Source organism: Actinoplanes italicus (assembly GCF_003001815.1).
Lineage (GTDB): Bacteria > Actinomycetota > Actinomycetes > Mycobacteriales > Micromonosporaceae > Actinoplanes > Actinoplanes italicus.
This window is the reverse complement of the sequence record NZ_PVMZ01000010.1, coordinates 333,991-354,899: the sequence shown is the minus strand read 5'-3', so window position 1 is coordinate 354,899 and position 20,909 is coordinate 333,991. Positions and strand designations below refer to the sequence as shown.

Sequence of the window (20,909 nt, the reverse complement as noted above, 5' to 3'; positions counted from 1 at the left end):
CGGCCATCCTGCCCGGACGGACAAGCAGCTCACCGATACTCCGGCCGGCATCAGCCGCGCGAGGACCGGACATCCCGCACAAGCGGATCAGCAGCTCACCGGCACTCCGGCCGGCATCAGCCGCGCGAGTTCGGCGTCCACCGCGTCCGGGGCGTAGACCTGGTCGACCACCATGGCGTACCCGCCGACGACGACCGACTGGGCGCCGAGCCGGCTGGCGCTGACCTCCAGATGCCGGGTGGACCGTGGCAGGGCGCATTGGTAAAGCACCTCGCGGACGCCGGTGACGAAGTGGATGTCGGCCAGGTCACCGGCGATCACGAGCACCGCGGGGTTGACCATGCAGACCACGGTGGACAGCACTTCGCCAACGAGCTTCCCGGCGGTTCGCGCCAGGTGCACGGCCTCGGCGTGCCCGGAGCGGATCCGTTCGACGAGCTCGGCGCCCGAGGACGTACGCGTACCCGAGGCGGTGAGCCGCTGCGCCAGTGCCAGGCCGCTCGCCACCGCGGCGAGACAGCCGTAGAGGCCGCACTCGCAGCGGGCCTCGCGATGCTCGTACAACCGGATGTGCCCGATGTCGCCGGCACCGCCGTCGATGCCCCGGTAGACCCGGCCGTCGATGACCACGCCGGCGCTGATGCCGGTGGCGACCTTGACCAGGACCAGCGCCGGGCAGTCCGGGTAGTGGACCGCCTGCTCCCCCAGCGCCATCAGGTTGGCGTCGTTGTCCACGTAGACCGGCCGCTGCCAGCCGCGACGCAGCCGCTCGGCGATCGGGTAGCCGTCCCAGCCGGGCATGAGCGGCGGCTGGGTGACCATGCCGGCGTCGAACTCGACCGGCCCGGGTACGCCGACGGCGATCCCCCGCACCTGGCCCGCGTCCCACCCGGTCGCGGCCAGGACCCGGCGCAGCGCGGCGTCCACCCAGGACAGCACGGCCTCCGGCCCGGTCCCGATCTTGATCGGCTCGTGCTCCTCGGTGAGCACCCGCCCGCTCAGGTCCACGACGGCGGCCCGGGCGTGGTTGGCGCCGAGGTCGGCGACGAGCACCACGCCGTGTGCCGTGTCGAACTCCAGCAGCTCCGCCGGCCGCCCGCCGGTCGACTCCTCGACACCGCCGGCCCGCAGGTAGCCACCCGCGCGCAACACGTCGATCCGCTGTGTGATGGTCGAGCGGGACAGGCCGGTGTAGTTCTGCAGCTCACCGCGTGTCCGGGCGCGCCCGGTCCGCACCAGCCACAGCAGATGACCTGCCGAATTCTGGTCCCGGCCCCACCTATCCCTGGTCGGCACAGGCCGCTGTTCCCTTCGTTGGCTCACGATTCGCCGTGGCCGACTACCCGCAAAGCAGGCTCTCATGCCGTGGGACGCACGGAAGGCCGACGCGGCCGGTTTCACCCACCGGGGCGGCGACTATTGCGCGGCAGCCCGGCATAAGGGGGCCGGTTCCCAAACGTAAGTTCCCGCGTTCTGCCCGCGCGGCCGCGGTTAGTGCGATGAAATGTCCGAGTGTCGCTCACAGTGCAGATCACCGCGCCGCGCCACGTCGAGGTGATCGATCAGCCCACCCCGCAACTGCGCGCCGGCGAGGTCCGGGTGCGTACCACCTACTCCGGCATCTCCGCCGGCACCGAACTCACCGCCTACCGCGGCTCGAACCCGTATCTGACCCGGTCCTGGGATCCGGATCTGCGGGTGTTCACCGAGGACGCCGGCGGTCTCAGCTATCCGGTCGCCGGGCTCGGCTACTCGGAGGTCGGCCGGGTCGTCGAGGTCGCCCCGGACGTCGCCGGCGACCCCGGTCTGCCGCCGGTCGGCGCGCACGTGTGGGGCATCTGGGGCCACCGCGGCGAGGCCGTTCTCAGTGCGGAGAAACTTCGCGGCTGTACGGTGCCCGACGGCCTCGATCCACTCGCGGCGACGTTCGCCCGGGTGGGGGCGGTCGCCCTCAACGCGGTCCTGGCGGCCGACATCCACCTCGGCGAGACCGTCGCCGTGTTCGGGCAGGGCGTGCTCGGGCTGCTGGCCACGCGCCTGGTCCGGCTCTCCGGCGGCACGGTCGTGGCGGTCGACGCGGTGCCCGGCCGCCTCGAGAAGGCCCTGGAGTACGGCGCCGACACCGTGCTGGACGCCCGCGACGGGTCGGCCGGGCTGCACATCCGCAAGCTCACCGACGGGCGCGGCGCGGACGTCGCGATCGAGATCAGCGGCTCGTACCCGGCGCTGCACGAGGCGATCCGGTCGGTCGCGGTCGGCGGGCGGGTGGTGGCCTCCGGCTTCTACCAGGGCGACGGCACCGGCCTGCGCCTCGGCGACGAGTTCCACCACAACCGGGTGGCCCTGATCTGCTCGCAGATCGGCGGCGTCCCGGCGTCCGTGGCCGGGCGCTGGGACCAGATCCGGCTCAACCAGACGTTCCTGAGGCTCGCCCGGGACGGCCGGATCGACCCGGCCGGGCTGGTCAGCCACGTCATCCCGGTCCACGAGGCGGCATCCGCGTTCCGGATGCTCGACCACAGCCCTCAGGAGGCACTTCAGGTGGTGTTGACGTTCTCATGATCAGAATCTCGTGCCAGGAACAGCTGCTGCCCGGCCGCACGCTGCAGGAGAAGTACGACGTCGCGCGCGACGCCGGGTTCGACGGCATCGAGCTGCGCGGCCACGGCGGCTTCCGGTTCCGCGACAGGCTGCCCGAGCTACGGCGTGCCGCGCGTGACGGTGTGCCGATGCCGTCGGTCTGTGTCGACATGCCGCACTTCTTCGCCGCCTTCGACCCGGAACTGCGCCGTGACGCCCTCGAGCAGATGAAGTCCCAGCTGTCGGTCATCGCCGAGATCGGCGGGCGTGGTGCGGTGGCCTGCACCCCCGCGTCCTGGGGCATGTTCTCGCGACGGTTGCCGCCGTTCGAGCCGCCCCGCAGTGAGGCGGAAGACCGCGCGGTCCTGCTCGACGGTCTCGCCGAGCTGGGTGAACACGCGGCACGGGTGGGCGCGATCCTGGCGCTGGAACCGCTCAACCGGTACGAGGATCACATGGTCAACCGTCTCGAACAGGCCGTCGAGCTGATCGAGGCGGCCGGTCTGACCTCGGTGAGGGTGCTGGCCGACACCTACCACATGAACATCGAGGAGGACGAGCCCACATCGGCGCTGGTCCGCGCCGCTGCTCATCTGGGTCATGTGCAGGTCAGCGACTCCAACCGTCTGCAGCCGGGCGCCGGGCACCTGGACTGGGCGGCGCTGCTGAGCACCCTCGACGCCGTCGGCTACGAGGGGTACCTGGCCGTGGAGTGCCGGCTGCGCGGTGAACCCGCCGTCGCGATCGCCTCGATCCCGGGCTTCCTGCGCCGCCACGACGCGCGGGTGCCGGCATGACCGCGTTGCTGGAACGGCCCCGGACGCACGACGCGGTCCGGGACCTGGACCGGGCTGCCCGGCGGGTGCTGCTCACCAACTGGCGGGGCCACGCCACGGTGCCGGCCGCGCGGCTCTATCCACATCAGTGGAGCTGGGACTCGGCGTTCATCGCCATCGGGCTGCGCCACCTGTCCCCCGTCCGGGCGCAACGCGAACTGGAGTCGCTGCTCGGGGCACAGTGGCGCGACGGCCGGGTGCCGCAGATCGTGTTCGACCCGCACGTGCCGGACGACGCGTACTTCCCCGGCCCGTCGTTCTGGCGATCCGCGCGGGCCCCCGGCGCGCCCGGGGTGCCGACCTCGGGCATCGTCCAGCCACCGGCGCACGCCCTCGCCGCCTGGGCGGTCCACCAGGCGGACCCGGCGGCCTCCCGCGGCCGCGGGTTCCTGGCGCGCGTCTATCCGCGTCTGGTCGCGTGGCACCGCTATCTGACGACCCGGCGCAACCTGACCGGCAACGGGCTGATGTCGGTGGTGCACCCGTGGGAGTCCGGGCTGGACAACAGCCCGGCCTGGGACGTGCCGCTGGCACGGATCACGCCGGTACCCGGCACGGAGTTCACCCGCCGCGATCTGAACCATGCGGCGGCCGGGGAACGGCCCACCGACACCGACTACGGCCGGTACGTGCGGCTGGCACGTGACTACCGCGACGCCGGGTACGCCGACTCCCTGGGGGTGCACGCTTTCGCGGTCGAGGATCCGCTGTGCAACGCGCTGCTGGCCGCCGGGGAGCACGCGCTCGCGTCGATGGCCGCCGAGCTCGGCCTCGACGGGGAGCGGCACCGGTCGGCGGCGGATCGCCTCACCGAGAATCTGACCACCATGCTGTACGACCACGCGGGCGGCGTGTTCTTCCCGCGCGACGCGCACAGCGGCCGCATGCTCAGGTCGTACTCGATCGGTGGTCTCATGCCGTTGATCGTCCCGGGTCTGCCGGTGGCCTCCGAGCTGGTCGGTACGGCGCTCGGCGACCGGTTCCGGCTGCGTGACGCGTGTCCGCTGCCGTCCTACGATCTGAGCGCCGACGACCACGATCCGGGCCGCTACTGGCGTGGGCCGGGCTGGGTCAACACGAGCTGGCTGTTCTGGCACGGCCTGCGCCTGCACGGCGAGCAGGCACTCGCTGACGACCTGCGCGATCGCCTGATCGACCGGGTCCGCGACGCGGGTTTCCGCGAGTACTTCGACCCGCTCACCGGGACCGGCCACGGCACCGACGGGTTCGGCTGGACGGCGGCCCTGGTCCTCGACCTGCTCCGGACCCCGTGACCGGGCACTCGGTGGTCGCGGGCACCACCTGCCTGCTCACGGCCGTCGCCGGCGGGGACGTCACCGGCACGGACACCGACGGGTTCTTCGCCGACGACTGCCGGCACCTGTCCCGGCTGGTGCTCAGCGTGCCGGGGACGGTGCTGCGGGTGCTGCGCCGCGACACGGCCGGGACGGTGTGCGTGCCGGACACGGGGCGGCACGCCGACGCGCCGTACGCGATCGTCCGGCGCCGCGAGGTGTCGGCCGGACGCCTGGTCGAGTCGCTGGAACTGACCGGCTTCGCCGCCACCGGGCAGACCGTCGAGCTGGGTTACGAGCTGGCGGCCGACTTCGCCGACCAGTTCGAGCTCCGCTCGGCGGGGACGTTCGACAAGTCCGACGCCGTCCGCGAGGTGGACGACTCCGGTGGGCGGCTGTCCTTCTCGTACGCCCGCCGGGGTTTCCGTCGCGGGACCTTCATCGACGCCGAACCGCCCGCCGACGTCTGCGCCGACGGTCTGCGCTGGTCGGTGGATCTGCCGCCCCGGGGCACGGTGACGCTGAGGATCACCGTGACCACCACACCGCCCCCCGATCGCACCGGCGGACGCGTTCCCGGTGTGTTCCGCGACGACCTCTCCCGATGCGTACGCCAGGGGCTGGCCGATCTCGACGCGCTGACCATGCCGGCACCGGGCGTGCCCGGCGCCGTCCTTCCCGCCGCCGGAGCGCCGTGGTTCCTCACCGTCTTCGGCCGCGACAGCCTCCTGACCTCGCTGTTCGCCCTGCACCATCGGCCGGAACTGGCCGCCGGCACGCTGCGGGTGCTGGCCGCCACCCAGGGCCGATCCGCCGACGCGTCACGGGTCGAGGAGCCTGGCAAGATCATTCACGAGACCCGTCGCGGGGAACTCGCGACGACCGGCGAGGTGCCGTACGGCCGCTACTACGGCACCGTCGACGCGACCCCGCTGTTCCTGATGCTGCTCGCCGCCTATCACGAGGTGAGCGGTGACGACCGGCTCGTCACCGCGCTGGAACCCGCGGCGCGGGCCGCGGTCGGCTGGATGCTCGGGCCCGGTGGCCTCTCCGCCGGTTACCTGCGCTACCGCACCGACCATCCCGGCCTGGTGCACCACTGCTGGAAGGACTCGGCCGACTCGATCGTCTTCGCCGACGGCACTGCGGCGGCCGGGCCGATCGCGGTCGCCGAGGCACAGGGCTACGCCTACCGGGCGCTGACCGGCACCGCCCGGCTCGCCGCCCGGATCTGGGACGACCCGGCCTGGTCGAAGACCCTGTCCGACACCGCGGCCGGCCTGCGCGACCGATTCGCCATCGACTTCCGTCTGCCCGACGGGTTCGTGGCGCTCGCCCTCGACGCGGCCGGTACCGCCGTCGACGCGGCCGCCTCCAACGCCGGTCACGTGCTGTGGTGCGGGCTGCTCGACGACGACTGGGCGGCCACCGTCGCGGCGCGGCTGGCCGATGACGAGTTCTTCTCCGGCTGGGGCATACGCACCCTCGCCGCCGGTCAGACGCCGTATCACCCGCTGTCCTACCACCGCGGCGGGGTGTGGCCGCACGACACGGCGATCACCGTCGCCGGGCTGGCCGCCACCGGGTACCGCGCCGAGGCGGAACGCATTGCCGACGGGCTGCTGGCCGCCGCGGCCTGGACCGGCGACCGGCTGCCGGAGATCATGACCGGCCTGGCCCGCGAACCCGGCGGCGGGCCGGTGCCGTACCCGCACTCCTGCTCGCCGCAGGCGTGGGCGGCCGCCGCCCCGCTGCTGCTGCCCTGATCCGCGTTCACCGGCCGATTGCCGACGGTGGACGGCGCCCGCCACGATCGTCGTATGGCGAAACCCGACGTGCTGTCCCGAGTGGACGCCGACCTCGAACGCGGCGACACCCGCCTGGCCGCCCGGCGGCTGACGAGCCTGCTCATGGCCGACCCGCAGGACCTGGAGATCCGCGCCCGGCTCGCCGACGTGTACCGCCGGGCCGGTGACGTCGCCGAAGCGGGCCGCTGGGCGTTCCTCACCGAGGACGCCGAACCGCACGAGACCGCGGCGTTCGCCACCAAGCACCGATCGCCGGCCGATCGGCTGCGCCTGCTCCGTCTCCGGGGCGAGAACCCTCGCGAACTCGGGCCTCTCGCCGAATCCCGCTACAGCGACCTGGTCGCCTCGGCCGCCACCGCGGTCACCCCGCCCGCCACCGCGGTGGTCCCGGCCGATGCGGCGGTCACCCCGGCCGCTGCGGCGATGGTCCCGGCCGACGTGCTCCCGCCGGTTCAGCGCCTCACGCCGGCACCCGTCAAGCCCAGACCGGAGCCCAGTTGGTCGTTCATGGATCTCTTCACCGCGGCCGCGGTGTTCGGACCCGGGGTAGTGGTCGTCTGCGTCATCCTCTACGAGATCGTCACGGCGGTCCTTCCGGCGTCCCCTCGGTGACCGGCGATCAGAAGGCCGACGGGGCGGACCGCTGTCGGGTCCGGGCGACCGCGCTGGCCACCAGGTGCAGCATGTCGAGCGCCGCGGCGAAGACGACCCAGAACCACTCCCAGCCGGTCAGGCCGATGCCGGGGGTGTAGAAGAGGATGTAGAGCAGGGTCGCGAACGGGAAGAAGATCAGACCCAGCAGCGGCCAGATCCACGTGTCGAAGGCGGCGTCGACGAATCTCGGCCGCACCAGCCAGATGATGAAGAGGGCCAGTCTCGGGAAGATCCCGGCGAAGATGGCGAACAGGCATCCCATGAGTTCTCCGTCCCACGCTTGCGTCCGGGGTCCCGCCGGACGCCCATCAGGATGCGCGGCTCACCGACCGGCCCGCCTCATGCGTGACGGATGAGCCGGGCTACCCGGTCCGCTCGCGGACGCGGTCGGCGATCGCCCGGCCCAGCTCGACCGTCGTGCCCTTGCCGTGCAGGTCGGGGGTCAGCGGCGCCTCGCCGGGACCGGCCGCCAGAACGTCCTCGATCGCGCCGAGCAGGTGGGCGCCCGCGTCGGGGTGGCCGAGGTGGTCCAGCATCATCGAGGCGCACCAGATCTGACCGACCGGATTGGCGATGCCCTGCCCCGCGATGTCCGGGGCCGAGCCGTGCACCGGCTCGAACAGGCTCGGGTGCTCCCGCTCGGGGTTGATGTTGGCGCTCGGGGCGATGCCGAGCGTTCCGGCACAGGCCGGGCCCAGGTCGGAGAGGATGTCACCGAACAGGTTGCTGGCGACCACCACGTCGAACCGGTCGGGGTGCAGGACGAACTGCGCGGCCAGCGCGTCGATGTGGAGCTTGTCGACATGTACGCCGGGAAACCGCTGCCCCATCGCGGCCACGCGCTCGTCCCAGTACGGCATCGAGATCGAGATGCCGTTGCTCTTGGTCGCCGACGTGAGGTGCCGGGCCGGGCGGCGTTCGGCGTGCTCGAAGGCGTAGCGCAGCACCCGGTCGACGCCGATGCGGGTCATCACCGTCTCCTGCAGCACGGTCTCGCGGTCGGTGCCCTCGAAGACCCGGCCGCCGACGCTGGAGTACTCGCCCTCGGTGTTCTCCCGGACCACGACGAAGTCGATGTCGCCCGGTCCACGGCCGGCCAGCGGGCTTCGCACGCCGGGCATCAGGCGGCAGGGGCGCAGATTCACGTACTGGTCGAAGGTTCGCCGCATCTGCAGCAGGCTCCCCCAGAGCGACACGTGGTCGGGGACGACGTCGGGCCAGCCGACCGCTCCGAAGAAGATGGCGTCGTAGCCGCGCAGCGTCTGCTCCCAGTCGGCCGGCATCATCGTGCCGTGCCGCTGCCAGTAGTCGGCGCTGGCGAAGCCGAACTCGTCGCAGTCGAGCGTGATCCCGAAACGGTCCGCGGTGGCGTGCAGCGCTTCGAGGCCGGCGGGCACGACCTCCTTGCCGATGCCGTCGCCGGGGATGACGGCGATCCGGTACGTGGTCATCGGCCCTCCCGCAGCGCGGTGAGGCCACCCTGGGCGTCCTCGAGGGCGAGCCGCTCGGCGGTCACCGAGTCTCGGGCGCGCAGCGCGCGGACCAGGGCGCGGTGGCTGGTGTACCGCTCGAGGCCGAACGTGTCGTCCTCGGCGACCCGGCTCAGCAGCAGCTCACGGCGACGGGACCGGCTGAACACCCGGCTCTGCTCCAGCATGCGCACCAGCACCGGGTTGTGGGCGCAGGCGCTGACCGTGTCGTTGAACTCCTGCATCGTGTCGAGCAGCTCGGTGAGGTGGCGGTCGGTGGAACGGTCCTGGCGGCGGCGCTCCTTGAGCAGGATGAGCAGGTCGTCGGCACGGTCGAGGACGGTGTCGAGGGCGTCGAGCTGCTCGGCGGTGGCGTGCCGGGCGGCGAACCTGGCGACCAGGCCGCGGAGCCCGACCTCGACCTCGGCCAGGTCGTCGATGGCGGCGTCACGGATCTCGGCGACCTGCACGGTACGCGGACCGATGCGCTCGATCAGGCCGTCGATCTCCAGCCGGCGCAGCGCCTCGCGAACCGGCGTGGGGCTGATGGACAGCCGGTCGGCCATGCCGCGCTCGGTCACCTTCTCGCCCGCCACGAGTTCGCCGTCGGCGATCGCGGTGCGGACATATCGGTACGCCTGGTCGGCGAGCGTCTCAGCGGAGTTCATGCCCGGCACTCTAGCGCATGCCATGGCGAATCTTGTTTGCCACCGTTGACGATTTTGCTGTAGCAAATTACGGTGACGCCGGACACACGGAGGTCACATGTCGGAAAGCCCCCGGAAAATCACGTTCTTCATCGCCCTCACCCTGTTCGCGCAGGAGGCGACCTGGAACTTCTACGACAATCAGGTGCCCGTGCTGCTGCGGGAGCACGTCGCCAGCGCCGCGCTGGTCGGCGCGCTCATGGGCATGGACAACCTGTTCGGCATCTTCATCCAGCCGTGGATCGGCAACCGGTCGGACAACACCCGCACCCGGTGGGGACGGCGGATTCCGTACCTCGCGGTCGGCATGCCCCTGGCGGCGCTGCTGTTCGTGTTCCTGCCGTGGACCACGTCGGCGGCCATGCTGATCGCGGTGATGGCCGGGTACGCACTGGTCGCCAACACGATGCGCCCGCTCGCCGAGTCGCTCGTGCCGGACTTCATCGAACCCGAACGCCGCAGCCGCGCCAACGCCATCGTCAAGATCGCAACGGCGCTGACCATCATCGTCGCCTCGCTGATCAGCATCTTCGTCGTCGACGAGCATCCGAGGGCGGCGTTCGCCATCCCGTCGGTGATCCTGCTGCTGGTCACCGTGGTGATCGTGGGCAAGGTGCGTGACAACCGGTCGGCCGCCTACCAGGCCGCGGTGGCCGAGGACGAATCCGCCGGAGCCGAGGTGGCACGGGTACCGTTCCGGCAGGTCATCACCGAGATGGTCACCGACACCGACCGGCGGCGGCTCCTGCTGCTGCTCACCATCATGCTGTTCGGCGGGGCCTGGTTCGCCTCGCGGTCGCTGGTCACCCCGTACGGCATGGAGGCTCTCGGTCTCTCCCGCGGCGACGCCGGCGGGATCACCCTGCCGAGCGGCATCGCCTACGTGATCGCCGCCTATCCGGCCGCGCTGCTGGCCGAACGCTGGGGCCGGTTGAAGACCATGGGCGCCGGAATGGCCCTGTTCGCGGCCGCGATGGTCGCCGGTGCGCTCTTCCGGACCACCACGGCGACGGTCGTCGTGTTCTGTTTCGCCGCGGTCGGAGCGGCCGCCTTCCTGATCAACGCGGCCGTCGCGCTGTGGAACCTCGCCCCGTCCAGCCGGGTGCTCGGCACCTACACCGGCCTGTACGCGGTGACCTGGTATCTCGGCGGCTTCGGCGGCCCGGCGCTGATCGGCGGCGCGGTCGACCTGACCGGCTGGAACCTGATGATGCTCGACATCGCGGTGCTGGCCGTCCTGTCCATTCTCGTCCTGCTGCGACTGGGCCGGCTCCAGCGCCGGGCCGTCACCCCCATCCTGAAGTGAAGGCACGATGCCGACGATTCTGATCACCACCGACTATCTGACCCCGGGCGACGAGGTCGACGACTATCTGACCGGGCTCGGTTTCACCACCCGCCACCACCCGATGCGAGGGAAGCGCACGTCCGAGGAGCTGATCGCCGCGCTGGACGGGGTCGAGGGCGCGCTGATCGCCAACGAGCCGATGAGTGCCGAGGTGCTCGGACGCGCTTCGCGACTCCGCGCGATCGTGCGTACCGGCGTCGGTTACGACTCCGTCGACGTCATGGCCGCGGACCGGCTCGGCATCACCGTCAGCAACCTGCCGGGCATCAACGCGAACGCGGTCGCCGAGTACACCATCGGGCTGCTGCTCGTGCAGGCCCGTGACCTGGTGCGGATGGCGGCCGGGGTCACGGCGGGCGGCTGGCCCCGGCGCGACGGCTTCGAGCTGCGCGGCAAGACGCTCGGCGTCATCGGGCGGGGTGCGGTCGCTCAGCGGGTGCGGCCGCTCGCCGAGGCGTTCGGCATGAACGTGCCCGACGGTCTGCCCCTCGAGGACCTGCTCCGGGTCTCGGACTTCGTGTCGATCCACACGGCGCTCACCGACCGGACCCGGCACCTGATCGACGCCGCGGCGCTGGCCCGCATGAAACCGACCGCGCACCTGATCAACACCGCGCGTGGCGGGATCGTCGACGAGAACGCGCTGGCCGACGCCGTCCGGACCGGGCGGATCGCCGGGGCGGCCCTGGACGTCGCGGAGACCGAGCCGCTGCCCGCCGGCAGCGTGCTGCGCGGCGTCGACGGCATCACGGTCTTCTCGCACATGGCCGGGCAGACCGCCGAGGCCCGCCGCGACGCCGGCATCGAGGGCGCCCGCGAGCTGGTCGCCGCCCTCGCCGGGCACCCCGCGCACACCGTGGGGCTGGTCCCGTGAACGGCGCGGACGTCATCGTCGTCGGTGCCGGGCTGGCCGGTCTCGTCGCGACCGCCGAACTCGCCGCGGCGGGCCGGTCGGTCATCCTGGTCGACCAGGAGCCCGAGCAGAGCCTCGGCGGGCAGGCGTTCTGGTCGTTCGGCGGGCTGTTCCTCGTCGACTCGCCCGAGCAGCGCAGGATGGGCATCCGTGACTCGCACGAGCTGGCCTGGCAGGACTGGCTGGACAACGCGGGCTTCGACCGGCCGGAGGACGAGTGGCCGCGGCGCTGGGCGCGGGCGTACGTCGACTTCGCCGCGGGTGAGAAGCGGGCCTGGCTGCGGCAACTGGGCATCAAGTTGTTCCCGGTCGTGGGCTGGGCGGAACGGGCGAACAACTCGGTGCCGCGTTTCCACATCACGTGGGGCACCGGGCCGGGCGTGCTGGAGCCGTTCGTCGCGGCCGTGCGGCAGGCGGTGGCCGACGGGCGGGTACGGCTCGCGTTCCGGCATCGCGTCGACGAGCTGACCACGACCGGCGGTGTGGTGACCGGGGTGGCCGGGTGCGTCCTGGAGGCCGACGACGTTCCCCGGGGCGCGGCGAGTTCCCGTACCGAGATCGGGACCTTCGCCTTTGAGGCCCCGGCGGTCGTGGTCACCTCGGGCGGCATCGGAGGCGACCATGATCTCGTACGACGGAGCTGGCCCCCGGCCCTCGGCACGCCTCCGGAGCACATGCTCAGCGGCGTTCCCGCCCACGTGGACGGCCGGATGCTCGCGATCACCGCGCGGGCCGGTGGTGCGATCATCAACCCCGACCGGATGTGGCACTACGTCGAGGGCATTGAGAACTGGGACCCGATCTGGCGGCGGCACGGCATCCGTATCCTGCCCGGACCGTCGTCGCTGTGGCTCGACGCGCGTGGCAATCGGCTTCCCGCTCCGCTGTACCCCGGCTTCGACACCCTCGGCACGCTCGCCCACCTGCGCGCCACGGGGTACGACCACAGCTGGTTCGTACTGACCCAGCGGATCATCGAGAAGGAGTTCGCGCTCTCCGGGTCGGAGCAGAACCCGGACCTGACCGGGCGCAGCGTGCGCCAGGTGCTCGGCCGGATCCGTCCCGGAGCGCCGGCGCCGGTCGAGGCGTTCAAGCGCAACGGGGCCGACTTCGTGGTCGCCGACGACCTCGACGAGCTGGTCGCGGGCATGAACGCGCTCACCCCGGAGCCGCTGCTCGACCCTGCCGGGGTCCGGCGCACGGTCGAGGCGCGGGACCGGCAGCTGGCCAACGGGTTCACCAAGGATCTGCAGATCGCGGCGGTCCGCGACTTCCGGCACCACCGCGGCGACCGGCTGATGCGCACCGTGGCACCACACCGGTTGCTCGATCGATCGGCCGGGCCGCTGATCGCCGTACGCCTGCATGTTCTGACCCGAAAGTCACTCGGCGGCCTGCACACCGATCTGGACGGCCGGGTCCTGTCCGCGTCCGGGGAGCCGGTGCCCGGCCTCTACGCCGCGGGTGAGGCCGCGGGGTTCGGTGGCGGCGGCATGCACGGCTGTCGCGCCCTGGAAGGAACCTTCCTGGGCGGTTGTCTCTTCTCCGGCCGGCAGGTCGGTCGCGCTCTAGTAAGGACGTCTCTGTGAACGAAGTACGCGTGCTCACCCCGACCGGGATGCTCGGGGCCGGGTTCCCGCCCGAGACGCTGACGCGCGGCCTGGAGCTCGGCGCCGACGTCATCGCGGTCGACGGCGGCTCCACCGACTCCGGCCCGTACTACCTGGGCGCCGGCATCGCGAAGACCGCCGCCGCGGCCGTCGCCCGCGACATGCGAATGCTGCTGCGGGCCGCTTCGGCCGCCGGAATCCCGCTGATCATCGGCTCGTGCGGCACGAGCGGCACCGACTCGGGCGTCGACTGGGTCGCCGGCATCACCCACGGCATCCTCGCTGAGGAGGGCCTGGATCTGAAGGTCGCGACGATCTACAGCGAGCAGCGGGCCGACGACCTGGCGGCACGGCTCGACCGGATCAAGCCGCTGCCCCCGGCCGGGCCACTCGACGCGGCGACGCTGGAGAGCTGCCGGCACATCGTCGGCATGATGGGCCACGATCCGATCGTGGCGGCGCTCGAGGCGGGGGCCGATGTGGTGCTCGCCGGGCGGGCCACCGACACGGCGATCGCGGCCGCGTTCCCGCTGATGAAGGGCCTGCCGCCCGGGCCGGTCTGGCACGCCGCGAAGATCGTGGAGTGTGGCGGGCAGTGCACCACCAACCCGCGTGCCGGCGGGGTGCTGGCCACCATCGACGCCGACGGCTTCACCATCGAACCGCTCGACCCGGACAACGCCTGCACGCCTACGTCGGTTGCCGCGCACATGCTCTACGAGACGGTCAACCCGTTCACCATGCGGGAGCCTGCCGGGACGATCGACGTGTCCGAGGCCGTCTACGAGGCCCTGGACACGCGTCGGGTGCGGGTGTCGAAGTCCCGGTTCGTACCGGCCGGACAACACACGATCAAACTCGAAGGGGCGAGGATCACCGGGTACGAGACGATGTCGTTCACCGCGATCCGGGACCCGCACATCCTCGGGCAGATCGACACGTGGGCGGCCCTGATGCGCAAGATGATCGGCGAGTGGGTCTCCGGGACCCTCGGCCTCGACGGCTCGGACTACGCCTTCGACCTGCGGCTGTACGGCCACGACGCGATCCTCGACGGCATCGAACCGGATCGGCGGCCGCCCCGGGAGGTCGGCGTCATGCTGCTCGTACGGGCCGCCGACCAGCAGACCGCCACGGCTGTCGCGAAGGTCGCCAACCCTCTCATGCTGCACCTGCCCACTCCCGACATGAACTACCTGCCCAGCCTCGCGTTCGCCACCTCGCCGGCGGAGACCGAGCGGGGTGCGGTCTACGAGTTCGCCCTGCACCACGCTGTCGACGTGGACTCCCCGACCAGCATGTTCCGCCTCAACCTGCCGCCCGACGCCGACTCCATCAACCCGCGCTCGGACGCCGACGCCACCCACCGGCGCCCGGACGCCGACGCCACCCACCGGCGCCCGGACGCCGTGGCCATCAACCTGCCGGAGGACGGCGATGCCTGAGACCCGTACCATCGCCGATCTCGCCCTTGAGGTCCGCTCCAAGAACGCCGGTCCGTTCTGGGTCACGATGGAGCTGTTCATGCGCGACGCGGCCGGCTACACGATCGTCGCGGATCCCGGCTACCTCAACGCGACAGTGATAGCCGGGCTGTACGGCGTCGAGCCCGACACCGTACAGATCTTCCGCATCCCGGCACTGGACGTCGTGAAGATCTCGTTCCCGCGCCCGGTCCCGCAGGGCAGCCTGCGCGACCGCGACATCCACGCCGGGCAGCATCACGTGCCCCTGGCCCTCTTCCCACTCCCAGGCCCCGTGACCTGATCTGATCAGCTGCCCGGCCCGTACTGTCGCCGGGCGGGCCGCCACTCGTCCCGGCGGCTCGTCCCGGCGGCTCGTCCCGGCGGCTCGTCCCGGCGGCTCGTCCCGGCGGCTCGTCCCGGCGGCGGCAGGCGCACACATAATGGCAGCGTGCGACCTTGCCGTCGCCATCACAACGTTCAAGGCCCACGTAACCGCATCGTGGTCACGTATCGCCGATCCAGGCGACGGCCGGCGCACACAGCGCACCTTTAGGTGCGACCGCACCGCCGCTGTCATGGCTGCAGGGTCGTTTCAGGTCAGTGGTACGCCAGTGAAGTCGGCCAGCGCCCGCAGCAGGCGATCCTGGAAGTCGACGTCTCCGGCGGCCGGGTGTGGGGACTGGCGGCGCTGGTGGTGCCAGTAGCCGCCGGTGTCCGACACGTCGCCGGTGACCAGCCACTCCTGGGTCAGGTGTCCGAGTCGCAGGTCGTCGGGTGCTCCGGGGCCGCCCATCCGGGTCGGCACCCAGCCGGGGTCGACGGCGTTGCTCAGCACCTCGGGCCGGCGACGGGCGACCGCGAACGCGAGGGCGGTGACGAACAGCTTGCTGTCCGAATACGATCCCGCCCGACCTCCGCTCCAGTCCACACCGGTCACGTCGGCCCGGCCGCCACGGTGCATGCCGCTGCTGAGGTAGACGAGGCGGCTCGGCCCGGCGATCAGGGCCGTGAGCAGGTATGGCGCGACCACATTGACCGGCATGATCGCCGCGCCGGTGTAGAGGCCCGCATTGTGGATCACGGCGTCGGGTGGGGTGAGCCGGTTGACCTGTGCGGCCACGGCGCGGATCTGATCGGGATCGGACAGGTCACCGGCGACCGCCTCCGCGCCCGCGTCAACGAGGTCCTTCACCGCGGTCAGCCGGTGCGTGTCCCGGGCGTGCAGGATCACCTCGTGCCCGTCGTCGAGCAGCGTCCGCGCGGCGAGGCGGCCCAGCCCGTCGGCGGAGCCGGTGATGAAGATGCGCGTCATGTGCCCCCCCCGTCAGCCGATGCCAGTCTGGCACGACCCGACCGCCGGCCGGCGGCGCCCGGACCGGGACCGCGGCCAGGACGACCATCCCCGCGATCCGGGCCGGGTCTGGTGACGGCCTTGGTGTGGTACTGGATGATCGTTTTGGCCCGTTTTCGGCGGCGGACTGCGTGTTATGGCTGTCTCCCGGGCCGGGAAGGCTGCGTGAACCGCCGCCGGCCGATCAACTCGGTCGGCAAAGGGTGCATGAACCTCTGCCGACCGATCAACTTGGACGGGAAGGGTGCCAAAGCCGCCGCCGACCGATCAACACAGCCGGCAAAGGGTGCGTGAACCACTGCCGACCGATCAACTTGGACGGGAAGGGTGCCAAAGCCGCCGCCGACCGATCAACACAGCCGGCAAAGGGTGCACGAACCACTGCCAGCCGATCGACTTGGCTGGGAAAGGTGCCGGGCCATAGCCAGCCGATCAGATGAGGGCCTCGGCACCCGTGGCGTATCGGGCCCGCCCCGCGGTCCACGGAACGCAGCGGCCCCGGACCCCGCCTCATCCGGCGCACACAGAACGACGATGTGCGATGCGGCAGGGCGCGCTGGCGACATCCGCGAACCCTCGGCGCAGGCACTCGGAACACCCATAGCGGTCAGGGTCCGGTGTGGCGACGGCCGGATCGCACGCCGACGTCGGGTGTGCGCCGGCCGTCGCGAGGCCCCGCGAGCCGTACCTGAGCCACGCAATGGCCCGGCCGGAAGGCGTCTGAGGTACGGCTCGCGGTCCGGCGCGGAGACCCGGCTCCGGACGCCGTCAGCGGTGCCGGGTCAGGGTAGCCAGGACCTCCCCGGCCAGTGGGGCGGCCAGCAGGTCCTCGACCGGCGCGGGCAGGGCGATCCGCCAGTTCGGATACTCGTCGACGGTGCCCGGCATGTTCGGCCGGTCGGCGACACCCGCGGCGTCGTCGAGCGTGGCCACGACGACCCGGGACGGGCAGGCGGCGAGCACCCGGTACTCGGCGAGGATCGCGGCCCGGATCTGGTCGTCACCGATCGGCCCGGCCGGGTCGACGCCGGCCTGCTCGCACAGCTCGCGCCGGGTGGCCTCGGCGAACACCGGGTCGTACGCCTTGCCGATCCGCTCCATCGCGGCGACGTCCGCACCGGTCAGGATGCCGGCGATGGTGGCCTGATCGTGGGTGCTCGCGGCGCCCATCGAGTTCTCCGGATTGCCCGCGGCCCGCGTGCCGGTCTCGGTGCGGTAGCCGAGCATGCCAATCGACGCCATCGTCTCGCGGACCTCCGGCTCCACGGTGCCGATGTCCTCACCGACGATCCACGCCCCGGCCCGGTCCGCCTCGATCCGCAGCACGGCGAGCAGCTCGTGGACGGGATAACGCACATACGCGCCCTCGGCGACCGTGCCGTCGACCGGCACCCAGAACAGCTGCCACAGCTGCATGACGTGGTCGATGCGCAGCGCACCGGCGTGCCGCAGCCCGGCCCGCACGAGCGCGACGAACGGCGCGAACCCGGCCGCGGCCAGGGCGTGCGGGTCGAACGGCGGCAGCGTCCAGCGCTGGCCCTCGCGGTTCCACGGGTCGGCCGGGCAGCCGACCTCGAAGTCGAAGGCGAGCAGGTCCTGGTACTGCCACGCGTCGGCGGAGCCGAAGTCGAACCCGACGGCCACGTCCAGGCACACCTCCACCCCGCTGCGGCAGGCGACGGCCAGCTGCCGGTCGGCCACCCACTGGCACCACATGTGGAAGCGGACGCGGTCGGCGCAATCGGCGGCGAACACGGCGACGGCCGGACTGTCCGGATGCGCGTACACGCCGGGCCAGGTCCGCCAGTCACCGCCGTACGTCTCCGCCAGAACGCACCAGGTCGCGAACGTGGTCAGATCCCGGGCGCGATCGTCCGCCCACGCCCGGAACTCCGCCGGCTCGTCGAGGCGGGCCACGGCCCAGATCCGTTCGAGGGCAGCCGTCTTGATCCGGGTCACCGCGTCACGGTCGATCCGCCGGGTGGCGTTCAGGGCACGGCCCTCACGGGCCAGGTCGGAGAGGTCGGCGAGTTCGGCGCCGGGGGCTTCACCGGGTGCGATGTGCAGGACGTTCAACCACAAACGGCTTGCCGGGCTGTACGGGGAGTTCAGCGCCGGAGCAACCGGAGCCATCGCGTGCACCGGGCTGACCATCAGCACCCCGGCCCGGCGTGCGGCGACGGTCCGCGCGATCAGCGCCAGGTCCCGGAAGTCGCCGATCCCCCACGAGTCGCGGCTGCGGGCGGCGTACAGCTGAACGGCCAGCCCGGCCGTGCGCGGCGGTTGCGACAGCCGCTCCGGTGCGGCCAGCAGCAGGTGCTCGGCACCGTCGTCGGTGGTGAGCCGGTGGTAGCCGGGCCGGTCCACGGTGCCCTCGACCCGCACGACGGCGCCGTCCTCCATCTCGACCTTGCCGAAAAGCCGTGGATGCGGGCGGCCGGGCGTGGCGATCACGACGTCCGCGCCGGCCGTGCGGCTGCGCCGGAACCGGGCGAGGAGCGCTTCGCTCGTACGGTCGGCGACCCCACGGTGAATACCGAAGGCGTCGGTGTAACCCGGAACGATCCCGTAGGTGCTCATGACTGTGACGGTCGAGGCGCCAGGGTGCTCGCCGGTCCCCGTCGCGGTGCAAGCGCGTTGCAGGACCCGGATCGGCTGCCTATGGTGGTCGGATGCCTTCAGCGGGTTCGCGCTCGACGGCCGTCACCGTGGTGACGGCTGTTCGTGCTGCCCGCCGGCACCTCTTGCCGAGCCCGGTCCCGACCGGTCGTGGCCCACCGGCGGATCCGCATCGTAGATCCACCGCCAGGGCGAAGCTGATCAGCTTCGGCCTTTTTTGTTTTCCGGCCTTTCGACTTCTTACAGGAGCGTTCCGACGATGAGTATCGACATCGCATCTCCCGGGCAGGATCACAGCGCCTTGCGAACGTCGCTGAGTGAGGACTTCGCGTTCCAGACGACCCGTCTGAAAGAACTCACCGAGATCAACGCCGACACCGGTGACCCCTCCCAGGCCCACGACCGGGCGGCACTGCTGGCGGACACCCGCCGGAGCCTGGAGCTGATCACCGGCGCGCTGCGCCGGATCGCCGACGGCACCTACGGACGCTGCGAGCGTTGCGAGTCCCCGATCCCGGCAGAGCGGTTGCGGGTGCTGCCGCACGCCCGGTTCTGCGTGCCCTGCCAGCAGAAACACCACGGCTGACAGCGCCGGGGCCGCCACGGCGGCCCCGGCATCACACGATGATCAGGGGCCGTTCATGGACTCACTGTGGCTGTCGTTTCCGGACGACCTCGGCGGTACGGGCATTCGCGAGCCGATCCGCCGATTTCTCGACGGCCGGCTGCCCCGCGAACAGGTCGACGACGTCCTGGCGGTCGCCGCCGGGCTGGTCCGGGAGAATCCGCGCGGCGGTGAACTGATCCTGAGCCACCGCGACGACACCGTACTCGTCGAGGTTCTCCGCCGGACCGCGGCTGATCCCGCACCGGCCACCTCGGCCGGCGGGCATGTGCGCGGCGCCCATCCGGCCGGAACCGGCAGCGTCGTCTGGGTCTCGGTGCCGGTCCCGCCGCTGGGTCAGCCCTTCGGCGACTGACGGCGCCGCTCCCGGCGGGCGTCGACCGTGGTCACCACCTTCTCGGCGACCTCCTGCCGGTTGCGCCGCAGCAGGAAGACCGACAGAACCATGCTGACCGCGAAGGCGATCAGGACCCGGAGCATCAGGTCAAGCTCCAGCGGCGCGACGGTGAGCACCCCGAAGACCAGCGAGAAGTACAGGAGGCGGAGAGCGAACAGCTGAACGACGGAGCGCATGCGGATACCTCGGACCTGGAAGACGTGACAGCTCCCCAGGGTAGGCGTTACCACCGCGGCCCCCGCATCTCACTCGGCCTCGACCTCTGCTCCCGCCGCACCGAACGCGCCCGCCACCCGCCACCCGCCACCCGCCACCCGCCACCCGCCGATCTTGGATGCTCGCCCCCGCTCGCAGCAGATCTTGTGCGTTTGCGGCTGATCTGACGGCGCAACCTCACAAGATCGCCTTCCCTTCTACCGCTTCGCCTTCCTGGCGGCAGATCTTGTGAGGTTCGGCCGACAACTCGACCCGAACCTCACAAGATCTGCCGCATTGATGGCGGCCGGGACACCGCCGGTGCGGCCGGGACACCGCCGGTGCGGCCGGGACGCCGCTATGCGGCCGGCGCTTCGTCAGGGTCGCCGGGCCGGCGGGCGAGCGCCCCGTCGAGGGCGTTGTCGACCAGGGCGACCGCGAACTCCTCGGTCAGCGGCTCGTCGGGGATGAGCAGGCGGTGGTAGCAGGCGCCCCACAGCTGGTCGACGAGGATGCGCAGGTCGAGATCGTCGCGCAGCTCTCCCCGGGCGCGGGCCTTCTCGAAGGTGGCCAGCGCGAGCGCCCGGCGCGGCCCGGAGTAGTGCCGGGAGAAGGCGGCGGACAGCTCCGGGTCGGTCTGCGCGACCCCGATGAGCCCGGCGATGACCGGCCCGGTGCGATCCTCGGTGAGCAGGCGGACGAACGCCCGCATCTGCGCGGTGAGGTCGGCCCGCAGGTCACCGGTGTCCGGGAACTCCAGCCGTTGCTCGCTGTGGGTGAAGTACGCCTCGGCGGCGAGCGCGCCGGCCGACGGCCACCACTTGTAGAGGGTCACCTTGCTGGATCCGGCCGCCGCGGCGACCCGGTCGAAGGTGACGGCTTTGACCCCCTCGGCGAGCAGCAGACCGGCGGCGGCGCGCAGCACCCCCTCGCGGACCTCGGCGGCCGGCCGGCGGCCACGGCCGCGCCGCGGAGAGGGCTGGGACGTCACGAACCCAGATTAGTGGACAACTTGTTTTTATCGCAGTACCTTTAT

At 71.7% G+C, this 20,909-nt stretch carries 20 protein-coding genes; 12 read left to right on the top strand and 8 right to left on the bottom strand.

Features of this window, described 5'->3' with window-relative positions:
* Positions 1–87: 87 nt before the first annotated feature.
* Positions 88–1,236, bottom strand: coding sequence for an ROK family protein (locus tag CLV67_RS25510; RefSeq protein ID WP_203737073.1), 1,149 nt, complete (start codon positions 1,234–1,236; stop codon positions 88–90).
* A 276-nt stretch (positions 1,237–1,512) separates the two neighbouring features.
* On the opposite strand from CLV67_RS25510, the gene CLV67_RS25505 reads away from it, so the two are divergent.
* Genes CLV67_RS25505 through CLV67_RS25485 form a run of 5 tightly spaced genes read left to right on the top strand, consistent with a single transcriptional unit; the run spans position 1,513 to position 7,131 of the window.
* A complete protein-coding gene (locus CLV67_RS25505; protein WP_106322574.1) occupies positions 1,513–2,562 on the top strand; it encodes a zinc-binding dehydrogenase in 1,050 nt (349 codons plus the stop codon).
* Complete coding sequence (locus tag CLV67_RS25500) at positions 2,559–3,377, top strand: sugar phosphate isomerase/epimerase family protein (RefSeq protein ID WP_106322573.1); 819 nt, start codon at positions 2,559–2,561, stop codon at positions 3,375–3,377. The genes CLV67_RS25505 and CLV67_RS25500 overlap by 4 nt, the downstream gene beginning before the upstream one ends.
* Positions 3,374–4,690: an MGH1-like glycoside hydrolase domain-containing protein gene (locus CLV67_RS25495; protein ID WP_106322572.1), complete on the top strand. Its 1,317-nt coding sequence runs from the start codon at positions 3,374–3,376 to the stop codon at positions 4,688–4,690. Before CLV67_RS25500 ends, CLV67_RS25495 begins: the two co-directional genes overlap by 4 nt.
* Positions 4,687–6,477, top strand: coding sequence for a glycogen debranching N-terminal domain-containing protein (locus tag CLV67_RS25490; RefSeq protein ID WP_106322571.1), 1,791 nt, complete (start codon positions 4,687–4,689; stop codon positions 6,475–6,477). The genes CLV67_RS25495 and CLV67_RS25490 overlap by 4 nt, the downstream gene beginning before the upstream one ends.
* A gap of 54 nt (positions 6,478–6,531) precedes the next feature.
* Positions 6,532–7,131 (top strand): DUF6584 family protein, encoded by a 600-nt coding sequence (locus tag CLV67_RS25485; protein WP_106322570.1) that lies wholly within the window; start codon positions 6,532–6,534, stop codon positions 7,129–7,131.
* A gap of 7 nt (positions 7,132–7,138) precedes the next feature.
* On the opposite strand, the gene CLV67_RS25480 is transcribed toward CLV67_RS25485, so the two are convergent.
* From CLV67_RS25480 to CLV67_RS25470, 3 genes are all read right to left on the bottom strand, one after another.
* Complete coding sequence (locus CLV67_RS25480; protein ID WP_106322569.1) at positions 7,139–7,435, bottom strand: hypothetical protein; 297 nt, start codon at positions 7,433–7,435, stop codon at positions 7,139–7,141.
* 100 nt (positions 7,436–7,535) lie between these two features.
* Positions 7,536–8,624, bottom strand: coding sequence for a tartrate dehydrogenase (locus CLV67_RS25475; protein ID WP_106322568.1), 1,089 nt, complete (start codon positions 8,622–8,624; stop codon positions 7,536–7,538).
* Complete coding sequence (locus CLV67_RS25470) at positions 8,621–9,310, bottom strand: GntR family transcriptional regulator (RefSeq protein WP_203737076.1); 690 nt, start codon at positions 9,308–9,310, stop codon at positions 8,621–8,623. The genes CLV67_RS25475 and CLV67_RS25470 overlap by 4 nt, the downstream gene beginning before the upstream one ends.
* 97 nt (positions 9,311–9,407) lie before the next feature.
* Here CLV67_RS25470 and CLV67_RS25465 point away from each other — a divergent pair, with 97 nt between their 5' ends.
* Genes CLV67_RS25465 through CLV67_RS25445 form a run of 5 tightly spaced genes read left to right on the top strand, consistent with a single transcriptional unit; the run spans position 9,408 to position 14,987 of the window.
* Positions 9,408–10,655 (top strand): MFS transporter, encoded by a 1,248-nt coding sequence (locus CLV67_RS25465; RefSeq protein ID WP_106322566.1) that lies wholly within the window; start codon positions 9,408–9,410, stop codon positions 10,653–10,655.
* A gap of 7 nt (positions 10,656–10,662) precedes the next feature.
* The gene (locus CLV67_RS25460) at positions 10,663–11,571 is read left to right on the top strand and encodes an NAD(P)-dependent oxidoreductase (protein WP_106322565.1); all 909 of its coding nucleotides are present in this window, start codon (positions 10,663–10,665) and stop codon (positions 11,569–11,571) included.
* A complete protein-coding gene (locus CLV67_RS25455; RefSeq protein ID WP_106322564.1) occupies positions 11,568–13,199 on the top strand; it encodes an FAD-binding dehydrogenase in 1,632 nt (543 codons plus the stop codon). The genes CLV67_RS25460 and CLV67_RS25455 overlap by 4 nt, the downstream gene beginning before the upstream one ends.
* Positions 13,196–14,665, top strand: coding sequence for an acyclic terpene utilization AtuA family protein (locus CLV67_RS25450; protein ID WP_106322563.1), 1,470 nt, complete (start codon positions 13,196–13,198; stop codon positions 14,663–14,665). The genes CLV67_RS25455 and CLV67_RS25450 overlap by 4 nt, the downstream gene beginning before the upstream one ends.
* Positions 14,658–14,987: a DUF4387 domain-containing protein gene (locus CLV67_RS25445; protein ID WP_106322562.1), complete on the top strand. Its 330-nt coding sequence runs from the start codon at positions 14,658–14,660 to the stop codon at positions 14,985–14,987. The genes CLV67_RS25450 and CLV67_RS25445 overlap by 8 nt, the downstream gene beginning before the upstream one ends.
* A gap of 291 nt (positions 14,988–15,278) precedes the next feature.
* Here CLV67_RS25445 and CLV67_RS25440 read toward each other — a convergent pair whose 3' ends face one another.
* Both CLV67_RS25440 and malQ read right to left on the bottom strand, forming a co-directional pair.
* Positions 15,279–15,998 (bottom strand): SDR family NAD(P)-dependent oxidoreductase, encoded by a 720-nt coding sequence (locus CLV67_RS25440; protein ID WP_106322561.1) that lies wholly within the window; start codon positions 15,996–15,998, stop codon positions 15,279–15,281.
* Between the two features lie 807 nt (positions 15,999–16,805).
* A complete protein-coding gene (gene malQ / locus CLV67_RS25435) occupies positions 16,806–18,617 on the bottom strand; it encodes a 4-alpha-glucanotransferase (RefSeq protein WP_106322560.1) in 1,812 nt (603 codons plus the stop codon).
* Between the two features lie 298 nt (positions 18,618–18,915).
* Between malQ and CLV67_RS25430 the strand changes: the two genes are divergently transcribed.
* A complete protein-coding gene (locus CLV67_RS25430; protein WP_106322559.1) occupies positions 18,916–19,242 on the top strand; it encodes a TraR/DksA family transcriptional regulator in 327 nt (108 codons plus the stop codon).
* 55 nt (positions 19,243–19,297) lie between these two features.
* Positions 19,298–19,636 carry a hypothetical protein gene (locus CLV67_RS25425; RefSeq protein WP_106322558.1) on the top strand — a complete coding sequence of 113 codons (339 nt, stop codon included), beginning with the start codon at positions 19,298–19,300 and terminating at the stop codon, positions 19,634–19,636.
* Here CLV67_RS25425 and CLV67_RS25420 read toward each other — a convergent pair.
* Positions 19,618–19,854: a DUF4229 domain-containing protein gene (locus CLV67_RS25420; protein ID WP_106322557.1), complete on the bottom strand. Its 237-nt coding sequence runs from the start codon at positions 19,852–19,854 to the stop codon at positions 19,618–19,620. The two genes, CLV67_RS25425 and CLV67_RS25420, sit on opposite strands and share 19 nt — an antisense overlap.
* Before the next feature lie 377 nt (positions 19,855–20,231).
* A complete protein-coding gene (locus CLV67_RS25415; protein ID WP_106322556.1) occupies positions 20,232–20,864 on the bottom strand; it encodes a TetR-like C-terminal domain-containing protein in 633 nt (210 codons plus the stop codon).
* Positions 20,865–20,909: the final 45 nt, after the last annotated feature.